This is a genomic window from Candidatus Pantoea multigeneris (assembly GCF_011752615.1).
Lineage (GTDB): Bacteria > Pseudomonadota > Gammaproteobacteria > Enterobacterales > Enterobacteriaceae > Pantoea > Pantoea multigeneris.
The window spans coordinates 25,921-39,859 of sequence record NZ_VWXF01000013.1 but is presented as its reverse complement, the minus strand read 5'-3'; the positions used below and the strand labels follow the sequence as shown (position 1 = coordinate 39,859).

Here is a 13,939-nt window from a genome sequence, read left to right as displayed (position 1 = left end):
CTTTTTACCGCTTCGCATACCACTGACCGGCCTGAACCAAGTTGCCGGAGGCAATTTATTCGGTTGCCAAACCGCCTTGAGTGCTGAGATAATTTTCAGTCTGACTCTTGCTAATGCTCATGAGGTTTCAGTTCCTGTCCCGCCAGCCAGTGAGGTTGAACGCGGGGTATCATTAACGAATTCGTAGTAATACCGATAAAATGGCAGAGAAACGCAATATCTTTCTGGTTGGGCCTATGGGTGCCGGCAAAAGCACTATTGGTCGTCAGTTAGCTCAGCAACTCAATATGGAATTCTTCGATTCCGATCAGGAAATTGAGCGACGTACCGGAGCGGATGTAGGCTGGGTTTTTGACGTCGAAGGCGAAGAAGGCTTTCGCGATCGCGAAGAAAAAATCATCAATGAACTGACGGAAAAGCAGGGCATTGTTCTCGCCACTGGTGGCGGCTCCGTAAAATCCCGTGAAACTCGCAATCGCCTGTCCGCTCGCGGCGTTGTGGTGTATCTGGAAACCACCATTGAGAAACAGCTAGCTCGTACGCAACGTGACAAAAAACGCCCATTACTGCAGGTGGAATCTCCGCCGCGCGAAGTACTGGAAGCGTTGGCTGATGAACGTAATCCGCTGTACGAAGAGATCGCTGATGTCACCATCCGCACTGATGAGCAGAGCGCGAAAGTGGTCGCTAATCAGATCATCCACATGTTGGAAAAAAACTGATTTCACGCCTGCGGGCGTAGCAACAGGTATCGAGCATCATGGAGAAGATCACTGTATCACTTGGGGATCGTAGTTACCCCATCACTGTCGCTGCCGGTTTGTTCAATGATCCGGCTTCATTTTGGCCGCTGAAAGCAGGCGATTCAGCTATGGTGGTAACAAACCAGACGCTGGCACCGCTGTATCTTCAGCCGTTAGTTGAACGATTGTCGCAAGCGGGCGTGAAAGTTGATCAGGTGATTCTCCCTGATGGCGAAAAATTCAAAACCCTGGCCGTTATGGATCAGGTGTTTACTGCATTACTGGAAAAACCTCACGGCCGCGATACCACGCTCATCGCTTTAGGCGGCGGGGTTATTGGCGATCTTACCGGTTTTGCGGCTGCCAGCTATCAGCGCGGTGTCCGTTTTATCCAGGTTCCTACCACTCTGTTGTCGCAGGTCGACTCTTCTGTGGGCGGCAAAACTGCCGTTAATCATCCGCTCGGTAAAAACATGATTGGGGCTTTCTATCAGCCTGCATCGGTTGTTGTGGATACAGATTGTCTGCGCACTTTACCTGCCCGTGAGCTCTCTTCCGGCCTTGCCGAAGTGATTAAGTACGGCATCATCCTTGATGGTGAGTTTTTCAGCTGGCTTGAGCAAAATCTTGATGCGCTACTGGCGTTAGATGAACAGGCTCTGGCATGGTGTATTCGCCGATGCTGTGAACTCAAAGCGCAGGTGGTTGCGGCAGATGAACGTGAAAACGGAGTGCGCGCTTTTCTCAATCTCGGCCATACTTTTGGTCATGCAATTGAAGCACATATGGGCTATGGCAACTGGCTACATGGTGAGGCGATTGCAGCGGGTATGGTGATGGCAGCGCGAACAGCAGAACGCCTTGGGCAATTTACCCCTGCCGAAACTGCACGCATTATCGCATTACTCCAACGTGCAGGTTTGCCCGTTGATGGCCCGGAGAGTATGGCGGCAGAAGCTTACTTACCGCACATGATGCGTGATAAGAAAGTGCTGGGCGGTGAGTTGCGCCTGGTACTGCCTCGCCTAATTGGCGAAGTTGAAGTCCGTGGTGGCGTAGCCCATGATATCGTGTTGGCTGCAATCAGAGATTGTCAAAAACCTTGATGAGAAGCAGTTCAGTGGTGACCTGATGCCGCTTAGGCGCTGACGGGAATACCGCTTTACGGAGGAGGTCGAATGGATGAGTTAAAACCGGAAGATGAGTTGAAACCTGACGCCAGCGATCGCCGTCCGACGCGTCCTCGTAAAGGGGCTGCACCGGCAGGCAAACCGCCAGTTTCTCGTCAGCACATGATGATGGGCATCGGTATTCTGGTGCTACTGCTGTTGGTTCTGGGTATTGGCTCTGCGTTAAAAGGCCCGGATAGCAGCAAACCCGTCGCTAACTCAGCTTCTGGAACGCCTCCTGCGCCAGGCGCAGGTAAAGATATCGACCTTTCTGGAACAACATCTCAGACAGGTAGCCAGACGACAGCGCCCGCAGCAACAGCGGATGCTTCCACGGCTAACAATGGTCAGCAGAATATTGGTTTACCGCCGGTTTCGGCAACGCCGACCCAGGGGGCACCAGTGGATACCCCAAGCAATCAGCAACGTGTTACGTTGCCAGGTGATTTGGGTACCGCGCTGACCAATCAGCAGGGCCAGGTTGATAGCGCTGCTGGGTCGCAAAGTTCATTACCCACAGCCCCGGCTACGGTAAGCGGCAGCTCGGCAGCCGTTGCGCCACGTCCGCTCGCTTCACATGCGAACCGACCAGTACGCAGCACGCAGCCAGAACATGTGGTGACTGCGCCGCGCAGTACCCAACACAGCGCGGCTGTCGCACCGCGTAAAGAGACATCCGTTGTACGTGCGCCAGCAACTGAAGCCAGAACGACGCATACTACACCGGCACGTCCTGCACTGGGCACGGGTCAGGCGAGCAGCAAAGGGCTCCCAGCCGGTAATTACACCCTGCAGTTGAGCGGTGCATCTCGTCCGGAAAGCCTGAACAGTTGGGCGAGTAAGCAAAATCTTGGCAGTTACCATGTCTACAAGACAACACGTAACGGCGAAGCCTGGTATGTGCTGGTGAGTGGCTCGTATGCAACGCCAGCAGAAGCACGCCGTGCCGTTGCTTCGCTGCCAGCGGATGTCAGAGCAAAAAATCCGTGGGTTAAACCCCTGAGCCAGGTGAAGAAAGAGTCTGGTCAGTAAGTATTAAATGGGGGGCTACTGCCCGTGGCCCCGTCAATAAGCGCAGATCTGCTGTCGGTACACCCACAGCTCTTAGAAAAAGATGTAAGAACCACGACAGCATGAAAAAGAATCGCGCTTTCCTGAAATGGGCAGGTGGTAAATATCCTCTGGTCGAGGATATCCGTCGCCATCTGCCACCAGGCGATTGCCTGGTAGAGCCTTTTGTTGGTGCAGGCTCGGTGTTTTTAAACACTGAGTTTGATCGCTACCATCTGGCCGACATCAATAACGACCTGATTAACCTCTATAATATTGTTAAAACGCGTACCGCTGCTTTCATACGTGATGCGCAGCGCCTGTTCAACGCCGAAGGCAATACGTCTGAGGTTTACTATGCGCGGCGTATAGCCTTCAACGCCAGCCGTGATAGCTATGAGCGCGCGTTGCTGTTCCTCTATCTTAACCGTCACGGCTATAACGGCTTGTGCCGTTACAATCTGCGTGGCGAGTTTAATGTGCCATTCGGGCGCTATCGTAAACCGTACTTCCCGGAAGCCGAATTACTCTGGTTTGCGGAGCGCGCGCAAAACGCGACCTTCGTCTGCGAATCGTACGATGTTACCCTGCGTAATGCGCAAACCGGCTCTGTGGTATATTGCGATCCGCCCTATGCGCCTTTATCGGCCACGGCGAACTTTACCGCTTACCACACCAACAGCTTTAGCCTGCGTGAACAGCAGCATCTGGCTGAACTGGCAACACAGTTGGCGCAGGAGAGTGGCATACCGGTGTTGATTTCAAACCATGACACCGTATTAACGCGTGAATGGTATCAGGCTGCTGAGCTACATGTGGTCAAAGCCCGGCGCTCTATCAGCCGAAGCATAAGTGGTCGCACTCAGGTTGACGAACTGCTGGCGCTTTTTAGCTAGTCTGTTACGTCCGCGACCCGTGTCTTACGCCAGCAATAATGCTGGCGAACTAAATTGGGAGAATCGGATGAAACAATACTTGCTGGCCCCCTCTATTCTCGCGGCAGACTTCGCCCGTCTTGGTGAAGATACGGCGAAAGCGCTGGCCGCAGGCGGCGATGTCGTTCATTTTGACGTGATGGACAATCACTTTGTGCCCAATCTCACGATGGGACCGATGGTACTGAAAGCCCTGCGTGATTACGGCATTACGGCTCCCATTGATGTACACCTGATGGTGAAACCTGTCGATGCGCTGATTCCAGAGTTTGCGAAGGCCGGTGCCAGCTATATCACTTTCCACCCAGAAGCCACCGATCATATCGATCGCACGCTGCAACTGATCAAAGAGCACGGCTGCAAAGCGGGTCTGGTCTTTAACCCGGCGACGCCACTGAGCTATCTCGACTACGTAATGGATAAACTGGATGTCATCTTATTGATGTCGGTTAACCCTGGTTTTGGCGGTCAGTCGTTTATCCCTTCTACACTGGAAAAACTGCGCCAGGTACGTAAACGTATCGACGAGAGTGGCTATCATATTCGTCTGGAAGTGGATGGCGGCGTGAAGATCGATAACATCGCGCAGATCGCAGAAGCAGGCGCAGATATGTTTGTTGCCGGATCGGCGATCTTTGGTCACCCGGATTACAAAAAAGTCATTGATGAGATGCGTCACGAACTGGAGAAGGTTAATGGCTCATTTCACTGATATTCAGGCGCTGGCATTTGATCTCGACGGCACGTTAGTTGATAGCGCGCCGGGTCTTGCTGCGGCGATTGATCATGCACTGACAGATTTAAACTTGCCAGCACCTGGCGTTGAACGCGTGATCACCTGGATCGGCAATGGCGCAGATATCATGATGCAACGTGCGCTGACCTGGGCATTAGGCCGTGCGCCGCAGCCGCAGGAACAGCATGATGCGCGCACGCTGTTTGATAAATACTATGCCGATACCGTCACGCCGGGCACAACGCTGTTTCCCCACGTGGTAGAAACACTGAAAAAACTCCAGGCCACCGGCCTGCCGCTGGCGATTGTGACCAACAAACCCACGCCGTTTGTGGCACCGCTGTTGGCTTCACTCGGGATTGAAGACGCCTTTTCACTGATCATTGGCGGCGATGATGTGGTGGCGAAAAAACCGCATCCCGCAGCACTGTTCCTGGTGTTAGGCAAGTTCGGCCTGCTTCAGCATCAGCTGCTGTTTGTCGGTGATTCACGTAATGATATTCAGGCCGCACAGGCGGCGGGTGTCCCGAATGTCGCCATGACCTTTGGCTACAACTACGGTGAACCTATCTCCCTGAGCCAGCCGGATCTGACTCTGGACTCTTTCGACCAACTTCTGCCCGCGCTCGGGCTGTAATTATCAGGATATGAGTATGAAACCCATCGTTTTCAGCGGCGCACAGCCCTCCGGTGAACTGACCATTGGCAACTATATGGGTGCGCTACGTCAGTGGGTGCAGATGCAGGATGATTATCACTGCATCTACTGCATCGTTGATTTGCATGCGATCACCGTGCGACAGGATCCAGAGAAGCTGCGTAAAGCCACGCTGGATACGCTGGCTCTCTACCTTGCTTGTGGTATTGATCCGAACAAGAGCACCATCTTTGTTCAGTCCCACGTCCCTGAGCACGCGCAGCTGAGCTGGATCCTGAACTGCTACGCGTATTTCGGCGAACTGAGCCGTATGACGCAGTTCAAAGACAAATCTGCCCGCTACGAAGAGAACATCAACGCCGGTTTGTTTGATTACCCGGTACTGATGGCGGCGGATATCCTGCTGTATCAGACGAATCAGGTGCCAGTAGGTGAAGATCAGAAACAGCACCTCGAGCTGAGCCGCGATATTGCCGGACGTTTTAACGCGCTGTATGGCGATATCTTCAAGATCCCAGAGCCGTTTATTCCGAAGTCTGGTGCCCGCGTGATGTCACTGCTGGAACCGACCAAGAAAATGTCTAAGTCGGATGATAACCGTAATAACGTGATCGGCCTGCTGGAAGATCCGAAAGCTGTCGTGAAGAAGATCAAACGTGCGGTAACCGATTCCGAAGAGCCACCTGTCATCCGCTACGATGTGCAGAACAAAGCCGGTGTTTCTAACCTGCTGGATATCCTCTCAGGCGTGACCGGCAAAACCATCGCTGAGCTGGAGCAGGAATTTAACGGCCAAATGTATGGTCACCTGAAAGGTGCAGTGGCAGAAGCCGTTTCTGGCATGCTGTCTGAGTTGCAGGAACGTTATCACCGTTATCGCAATGACGAAGCTTTCCTCAACCAGGTTATGCGTGACGGTGCAGCCAAAGCCCGTGCCCATGCGCAGGAAACCCTGAAAAAAGTCTACGAAGCCGTAGGTTTCGTCGCTCAGCCGTAAGTTTTTCCTCTGTTAACTCGCGCCAGTCAGGCGCGGGTTTTTCTTCCGTTCCGTGCTAGTTTATTTGTTGACCCATCCAACTGGAGAGGAAGGCAATGACGTCACCGAAATGGATCAGCAACCTGCGCTTGCCCGAACGTGAAGGGTTATGGCAGCTGGAAATCTCTCAAGGCCGTATCGCGGCTATCACCCCCCAACAACAGCCGATGTGTGGTGACGATGTACTGGATGCAGAGCTTGGCATCGCTTACCCGCCACTGATTGAACCGCATATTCATCTCGATACCACGCAAACCGCCGGGCAGCCTGCCTGGAATCAGTCCGGCACGCTGTTTGAAGGCATTGAACGCTGGGCGGAACGTAAGGCGATGCTCAGCCATGAAGACGTAAAACAGCGCGCACGGCAAACCCTAAAGTGGCAGATTGCGAACGGCATTCAGCATGTGCGTACCCATGTGGATGTTTCTGATCCCAGCCTGACGGCACTGAAAGCGCTGCTGGAGCTGAAAAGTGACATGGCCGAATGGATAGATATCCAGATCGTAGCCTTTCCGCAGGAGGGGATTCTCTCCTATCCAAACGGCGAAGCCCTGTTGGAAGAAGCTTTACGGTTGGGTGCGGATGCGGTTGGCGCGATCCCGCATTTCGAGTTTACCCGCGAATACGGCGTAGAGTCGTTGCACAAGATTTTCACCCTGGCGAACCGCTACGATCGACTGATCGATGTCCACTGCGATGAAATTGATGATGAGCAGTCCCGTTTTGTCGAAACGGTGGCCGCATTGGCGCACCGTGATGGCAACGGTGCACGAGTGACGGCCAGTCACACCACCGCGATGCACTCTTATAACGGGGCTTATACCTCGCGCCTGTTCCGCCTGTTAAAACTTTCAGGGATTAACTTTGTTGCCAACCCGCTGGTGAATATTCATTTACAGGGCCGTTTCGATAGCTATCCCAAGCGGCGCGGTATCACTCGGGTGAAGGAGTTGCTGGAAGCAGACATTAACGTCTGTTTCGGCCATGACGATGTGTTCGATCCCTGGTATCCCCTCGGCAGCGCGAATATGTTGCAGGTCCTGCATATGGGGCTGCATGTGTGCCAGTTGATGGGCTACGAACAGATCGATCGCAGCCTGGCCCTGATCACGGACAACAGCGCCAAAACCCTGCAACTAGACAACTATGGCGTTGCCGTTGGCCTCCCGGCCAGCCTGATCATTCTGCCTGCGGAGAGTGGTTTTGATGCGGTGCGCAGGCAGGTGCCGGTCCGTTATTCGTTGCGCTTTGGCAAGCTAGTGGCGCAAACCCGGCCAACGGAAAGTCATATCTACCTGGCTGAGCGTGAAGCGGTGAACTTCCGGCGTTAAAAAAGGCGGGCAGCTTGCGCTGTCCGCCCTTAAGGTCATGCTTTATCGCAGATTAATGCGCAATTTTGCTGTGCTGGCGATGGCGGGTAACAAAGCCCACCAGCACACACATCACAAACACCGTCGCATACAGACCGTTGGCGGTGTAAAGCGCCGCGTGTGGTCCACCTGCATCGACAATCGGTGCGGTGACAATAAAGGTCAACATGGTGCCCACAGTGCCGCACGTCAGAATAAAGTTCACCAGCTTAGGTGATGAGACGCGGGTTTGCAGCGAGCCAAGGGTGATAATGGTGGTGTAAATGGCGCTGGAGAAGAAGCCTAACAGCATGATGATCCAGTGCAGCATGGTGACTTCGGTGCTGGAAACAAACCAGAACATCAGCAGCGTTGAAACCGCCGCCAGAACCATCACGATGCGCTGCATATCGAAGAAGCGCAGCAGGTAGCTGAATACCCACATGCCAATCATATAGGCGGTCCAGAAGTTACTGACCAGCTTGCCAGCATCATCAATGTTCATGCCTTGCGTCTTGGCGTATTCCGGCACCCACGAGATAAAGCCCAACTGGCCGAGGACATAGCACAGTGCCGCAATGGCTAAGAACAGCACACCCAGTCCCCATTTCTCTTTCGGCTGATCTTTCTGCGCCGCAGGCTTGCTCAGCACGGGGAATTCCAGACGCAGCGTCAGCACGAAAATGGCCACGTAGAGGCCGCCAATCGCTGCATATACCCAGTACCACGGCAGGTGCTTCGCTAACAGCACGCCCGCAAGAATTGGGAACAACGTACCGGCCATGCTGAAGAATGAGTCAGTAAACAGCAGGCGGGAGCCGCGCTGGCGACCTTCATACAGATGGGTAATCAGGAATGTACCAATCGACATGGTAATGCCGCTCACGACACCGAGCACGAACATGCACAGTGAGAACATCCGCAGGTCGTGGCTCATCATCAGGCCCGCAACTGCCAGTACCATCAGCACAAAGCCAAAGATCAGCTGGCGCTTCAACGGCACAATCACCATCAGCCAGGCATTTAAAAACACGGCAGCCAGGATACCGGCATTGAGGAAGGTGAAGGTATTGCTCATGCTGGAAACGGGAACACCAAAGTCTTTGGCAATGTCACCCATTACCATGCCAGTGACGATAACCAGCGCACCGGTCAGGGCATAGGAAAAGAAGCTTATCCACGTAAGGCCGATACGATTTAGATTTGTCATTTAAGAACCTGTGTGAGTCGCAGTTGGCGAAAAAAGTGTCAGGAATTGTAAGCGCAACTGTGATCTTAATAAACGATCCCTGTAACACTGCTTTCATATTTCATCTTATGTGTGATCTGGGTCACAAATAAGATCCGATAACGATCTTTGCGCGATCGTAGAGGGCTACGTAAAAAAAAGTAAAACGCTGGCTCTTGTGGTTCCTGCTCTTTAAAATCAGGCAAGTTTTTGTGTTGCTTTCCCAGGTAAGGAATCTTTCATGTTGAAACGTACTTTGACGGCAGCCTTCGCGCTGTTAGCACTTACTTCTGTTTCTGCTCAGGCATTGGCCGCTAAAGGCGACACGCATGTGCTGCTCACCACTTCAGCCGGTAATATCGAACTTGAACTGAATAACCAGAAAGCCCCGGTTTCAGTAAAAAACTTCGTTGATTACGTTAACAGTGGCTACTACAACAACACCATTTTCCACCGCGTCATTCCTGGCTTTATGTTGCAGGGCGGCGGCTTCACTGCGGATATGCAGCAGAAGCAGCCTAACGCCCCGATCAAGAATGAAGCGGATAACGGCCTGCTTAACAAGCGTGGCACCATCTCTATGGCCCGTACCAGCGATAAAGACAGCGCGACCAGCCAGTTCTTTATCAACGTGGCGGACAACGCTTTCCTCGATCACGGTCAACGTGATTTTGGCTATGCGGTGTTTGGTAAAGTGATCAAAGGCATGGATGTCGCAGATAAGATCGCTCAGGTGCCAACCAAAGATGTCGGCCCGTACCAGAATGTGCCAGTGAAACCGGTTGTGATTCTGTCGGCGAAAATTGTGCCGTAATAACACCCTGTATCAGCTTCCAGCCACCTCGCGGCTGGAAGCTGTTTTCCAGCTGCTTATCTCTCCTACAAATCCCCGCTGTTTCGCTTAAAAGTAAAAAATCACCGGGATAAAACACGTAGAATAGTCGGGTTATCCTGCGGAAAATGACCCATGCTACTGTTGATCGACAATTACGACTCTTTCACCTGGAACCTCTATCAGTATTTGTGTGAACTGGGCGCTGACGTCCAGGTGACGCGCAATGACGCCATTACGCTGGAACAGATAGAAGCACTGCCGTTGACCCACTTAATGATTTCGCCCGGCCCGTGCACACCCAGTGAAGCCGGTATCTCGTTACAAGCTATCCGCCATTTCGCCGGTCGTTTACCGATTCTTGGCGTTTGTTTGGGGCATCAGGCAATCGCGCAGGCATTTGGGGCCGCTGTGGTTCGCGCCAGGGTGCCCATGCATGGAAAAACATCGGCGATCCGTCACGATGACAGTGGCGTCTTCCAGGGCCTGAATAATCCGCTCACGGTCACACGTTACCATTCGCTGGTGGTTGCCCCTGACACGCTGCCTGAGGAGTTCGTCGTCACTGCATGGAGTGAACGCGATGGACAGCAGGATGAGATCATGGGATTGCGGCACCGTACGTTGCCGCTGGAAGGCGTGCAGTTCCACCCGGAAAGTATTCTGAGTGAACAGGGGCATCAGTTGCTGCGTAATTTCCTGCGGCAGTGAAGTTCTGTTTGCCTTTGAGTGATTTATTATTCATATTTACTGACTAGAATTGCACTTAGCCACAACCATTCATCACATGAGGTCGTCAATGGCAACGGATAAAATTGCGGTAACGCGGGAAACTTTCGATAACGTTATATTGCCTGTTTATGCACCAGCGCAATTTGTGCCGGTGAAAGGGCAGGGCAGCCGCGTCTGGGATCAGCAGGGCAAAGAGTACGTTGATTTCTCCGGCGGCATCGCCGTGACGGCGTTGGGCCATTGCCATCCGGCACTGGTGGAAACCCTGAAAAAGCAGGGCGAAACGCTGTGGCATACCAGTAACGTGTTCACCAATGAGCCAGCGTTGCGCCTTGCCAGCAAACTTATCGCGGCCACCTTTGCCGATCGCGTGTTTTTCGCTAACTCCGGTGCTGAAGCCAACGAAGCCGCATTTAAGCTGGCTCGCTACTACGCGTTTAAAAAGCACCACGCCTACAAAACGAAAATTATTGCCTTCCATAACGCGTTCCACGGCCGCACGCTGTTTACCGTTTCTGTAGGTGGTCAGCCGAAGTACTCCGATGGCTTTGGACCAAAACCGGCAGATATCGTCCATGTGCCGTTCAACGATCTGGAAGCAGTTAAAGCGGTCATCGACGACCACACCTGCGCGATTGTTGTTGAGCCAATCCAGGGTGAAGGCGGCGTGATGCCAGCAACACCAGAATTTATTCAGGGCCTGCGTGCGCTGTGTGATGAGCATCAGGCACTGCTGGTGCTGGATGAAGTTCAGAGCGGGATGGGCCGTAGCGGTAAGCTGTTTGCCTATGAGCATTACGGCGTTAAGCCGGATATTCTGACCACGGCAAAAGCCCTGGGCGGCGGCTTCCCGGTCAGCGCGATGTTAACCACCAATGAAATCGCGTCAGTCATGGCACCAGGCGTACACGGCACCACTTATGGCGGCAACCCGCTGGCGTGTGCAATTGCTGAAACAGCTGTGGATATTATCAACACACCAGAAGTGCTGAACGGCGTAGAGGCACGGCGCGAAGAGTTTGTTGCTGCCCTGAATGAGATCGACAGCAAACTGCACGTGTTTAACGGCATTCGCGGTAAAGGGTTACTGATTGGTGCGGTGCTGAAACCAGAATATGCCAGCCGCGCGCGCGATATTCTCAATGCCGCAGCCGCAGAAGGGGTGATGATCCTGACGGCAAGCACCGATGTGATCCGCTTTGCGCCTTCGCTGGTGATTGAGAGCGCAGACATCAAAGAAGGCATGGCACGTTTCGCCCGTGCCATCGAGAAAGTGTTGTTTGCCTGATTCCGCGTTTACCGCGTTAGCAATGCCAGCCTTGTGCTGGCATTTTTATTGCTGATTATCCTGACGTTTACGCAGCAGCGGCAGCAGCCAGTGGCCGTGATGCGGCCGTTGGCTCCAGGCCAGTGATGAGATGGTATGCATCACATTGAGATGGCCGATGATGCGCTTCACGTGCAGCTCGAGCACCGTCATTGCCCCTTCATTAATGTTTTCTGCTTCGCTCATGACGTTGTTTTGCTGTCCTGGGCCGTCATACTCCAGTCGCTGCTGGCAGCGCTGCAAGGCAATTTCGCAAGACTGTAGATAACGTTCGGCCATGGCGGGTGGCAGCATGGTGTGTTCACGCGCCAGAATGGTCATGGCGTTGATATGCTCAACGATGAACTGGCTGTGCGTTACCCACAGACGCATGTCTTTGAGGTACTGCGCATTGAAGCCCGGCTCCTGCATCGCCTGATTAAGCGAGTTAAACATGGAGTTGTGTGCCTGGTTAACTTTGACCCGTTGATAAGCCAGTTTTTCCGCGCTCTGTTCCGGTCCCAGCAGCATCCTCAGGGCTTCCTGATCTGCTTCCAGCGCGTCATGCGCATTTTGCCGCAGCAGGCCGCTTTGCCACTGTGGCCACAGCCAAATCATGCCAGCGAATGCAATCAGGCAACCGGCCAGCGTATCCAGCAGGCGCGGGAGTAAAAACTGTGCGCCGTTGAGCGCCAGCAGTTGCAGCGAATACACCGCTGTTACCGTAAAGCCAATCATCGACCAGCCGTAAAACTTGCGGGTGAACAGGTAGCTGACAAAGGTAATCACCAGCATGGTCAGCAGCACCAGCGACTCCGCAACCGCAAAGTGAAGGCTGGCGGCGGCAATCACCAGACCGGCAAACGTACCCGCAGCCCGGTGTTGAATCCTGACCTGTGTGGCTTTATAGCCATTCTGGCTGACGAACATGATGGTCATCAGAATCCAGTAAGGTTTGGGTGCGTTGAACAGTAACCCCAGACTGGCACCAAACATCAGCATCACGGCAAAGCGCCCGGCGGTGCGCAGCGCTGAGGAGCGCCACGACAAGTAGCTACGCAGCGCAGGGAGCAGTGGCAGACGGCGCTGGCGGTCTGCCATCAGGTCTCGGGAATAGAGTGGTTTTTGGGTGCGCAGTACCCGGGCAATCCGGTTGAAGTGATAGAGGCAAAAGCTTCCCACCGGATTCCCCGGATGTTGACGGGCGATCTTTTCCAGCGCACCCAGCTGCTTATCCATGTTAAAGCGGTCTGGTAGCTGATGGTAAAGGATGTCATCGGCCAGCAGGCGCAAGCGGGCAGAGATGGTTTTCGCATTCCAGCGGATAACCGCTTCAGCGTGGCTCTGTTCGACCAGTTTCTGCACCTCTTCGGGCTGATGCAGGCTGACGGAGATATGTTCCTGTAAATCCAGCGCGACCTGGAACGCCCGTTTCAGACGTTGGTGGCTGTTGTTGCGACTGGCGGCCAGCATGTGCATCTGCTGATAGCAGGTATTCATCAAATCAACGGCTTTTTGCTGGCGAGCCAACAGCGGTGGCAGCGCCTTTTCCGGATCGGTGAGCTGGGTCAGCAGGGTATATTTAGCATCGCAGTAGTCTGCCAGTTCGCGGTACAGCAGGCTGAGGGACTCGCGCAGCGGCTGCTCTTTCCATAGCCAGAACCAGAGCCAGTTAAACAAGCCGTACCATAACGTTCCGCCAATGTAGAGCAGCGGAGGAACCCAGATCGGCAGGCGGCCAATCAGGCTGAGGGTAAAAATAGCCGCAATCAGTGTGCCGGGAAGCAGTCGGGCATGCAGTGGGCTGATCTCCCCTAAGACGCCGAGTAGCAACGGAAGTGCAAACAGAATGGCAGGTAATGGCACATTCTTCAGCAGCAAAAATTGCATCAGCAGGCTGGCGCTGGCAAACAGGCTACCGCCGACGATCAGACGTTTAAAGAAGCGTTTATGCGGGGTATCGAGGCCAGCGATGTTACAACAGGCAGGCACGAGCGAGAAAAGCAGGCCTTTTTGCAGATCGCCAAATAGCCAACCCAGGGCCACAGGTAAGCACAGCACTAACGTCTGGCGCAGGGCATAGTTAACTTCGGGGTGATAGATGATTCGACGCCACATCAGCTCATCATAAATAATGACGGCGCGAGGAGAGCCTCGCGCCGTAA

The 13,939-nt window shown here is 53.7% G+C and carries 13 protein-coding genes; 11 read left to right on the top strand and 2 right to left on the bottom strand.

Features of this window, described 5'->3' with window-relative positions:
- Window positions 1-200: 200 nt before the first annotated feature.
- From aroK to F3J40_RS21790, 8 genes are all read left to right on the top strand, one after another.
- Window positions 201-722, top strand: a complete 522-nt coding sequence (aroK, locus tag F3J40_RS21825; protein ID WP_017350018.1) for a shikimate kinase AroK — start codon at window positions 201-203, stop codon at window positions 720-722.
- A gap of 38 nt (window positions 723-760) precedes the next feature.
- Entirely contained in the window at window positions 761-1,849 is a 1,089-nt protein-coding gene (gene aroB, locus F3J40_RS21820; protein WP_167018015.1) for a 3-dehydroquinate synthase, read from the top strand.
- A gap of 72 nt (window positions 1,850-1,921) precedes the next feature.
- A complete protein-coding gene (locus tag F3J40_RS21815) occupies window positions 1,922-2,944 on the top strand; it encodes an SPOR domain-containing protein (RefSeq protein ID WP_167018013.1) in 1,023 nt (340 codons plus the stop codon).
- Window positions 2,945-3,045: 101 nt separating this feature from the next.
- Window positions 3,046-3,858 carry an adenine-specific DNA-methyltransferase gene (dam, locus tag F3J40_RS21810; RefSeq protein WP_167018011.1) on the top strand — a complete coding sequence of 271 codons (813 nt, stop codon included), beginning with the start codon at window positions 3,046-3,048 and terminating at the stop codon, window positions 3,856-3,858.
- Window positions 3,859-3,925: 67 nt separating this feature from the next.
- Window positions 3,926-4,609: a ribulose-phosphate 3-epimerase gene (gene rpe, locus F3J40_RS21805; RefSeq protein WP_017350022.1), complete on the top strand. Its 684-nt coding sequence runs from the start codon at window positions 3,926-3,928 to the stop codon at window positions 4,607-4,609.
- Window positions 4,593-5,270, top strand: coding sequence for a phosphoglycolate phosphatase (locus tag F3J40_RS21800; protein WP_167018009.1), 678 nt, complete (start codon window positions 4,593-4,595; stop codon window positions 5,268-5,270). The genes rpe and F3J40_RS21800 overlap by 17 nt, the downstream gene beginning before the upstream one ends.
- 16 nt (window positions 5,271-5,286) lie before the next feature.
- Entirely contained in the window at window positions 5,287-6,288 is a 1,002-nt protein-coding gene (gene trpS, locus F3J40_RS21795; protein ID WP_017350024.1) for a tryptophan--tRNA ligase, read from the top strand.
- A gap of 95 nt (window positions 6,289-6,383) precedes the next feature.
- Window positions 6,384-7,658 carry a cytosine deaminase gene (locus F3J40_RS21790; RefSeq protein WP_167018008.1) on the top strand — a complete coding sequence of 425 codons (1,275 nt, stop codon included), beginning with the start codon at window positions 6,384-6,386 and terminating at the stop codon, window positions 7,656-7,658.
- 52 nt (window positions 7,659-7,710) lie between these two features.
- Here the strand turns inward: F3J40_RS21790 and tsgA are convergent, their stop codons facing one another.
- Complete coding sequence (gene tsgA / locus F3J40_RS21785; RefSeq protein ID WP_167018006.1) at window positions 7,711-8,886, bottom strand: MFS transporter TsgA; 1,176 nt, start codon at window positions 8,884-8,886, stop codon at window positions 7,711-7,713.
- A gap of 259 nt (window positions 8,887-9,145) precedes the next feature.
- On the opposite strand from tsgA, the gene ppiA reads away from it, so the two are divergent.
- The 3 genes from ppiA to argD all read left to right on the top strand — a co-directional run bounded on the left by ppiA (window position 9,146) and on the right by argD (window position 11,756).
- The gene (gene ppiA, locus F3J40_RS21780; protein ID WP_167018004.1) at window positions 9,146-9,718 is read left to right on the top strand and encodes a peptidylprolyl isomerase A; all 573 of its coding nucleotides are present in this window, start codon (window positions 9,146-9,148) and stop codon (window positions 9,716-9,718) included.
- Between the two features lie 153 nt (window positions 9,719-9,871).
- The gene (locus F3J40_RS21775; RefSeq protein WP_017350028.1) at window positions 9,872-10,447 is read left to right on the top strand and encodes an aminodeoxychorismate synthase component II; all 576 of its coding nucleotides are present in this window, start codon (window positions 9,872-9,874) and stop codon (window positions 10,445-10,447) included.
- Between the two features lie 88 nt (window positions 10,448-10,535).
- Window positions 10,536-11,756: a bifunctional acetylornithine/succinyldiaminopimelate transaminase gene (gene argD / locus F3J40_RS21770; protein WP_017350029.1), complete on the top strand. Its 1,221-nt coding sequence runs from the start codon at window positions 10,536-10,538 to the stop codon at window positions 11,754-11,756.
- A gap of 45 nt (window positions 11,757-11,801) precedes the next feature.
- On the opposite strand, the gene F3J40_RS21765 is transcribed toward argD, so the two are convergent.
- The gene (locus tag F3J40_RS21765) at window positions 11,802-13,892 is read right to left on the bottom strand and encodes a YccS/YhfK family putative transporter (protein WP_167018002.1); all 2,091 of its coding nucleotides are present in this window, start codon (window positions 13,890-13,892) and stop codon (window positions 11,802-11,804) included.
- Window positions 13,893-13,939: the final 47 nt, after the last annotated feature.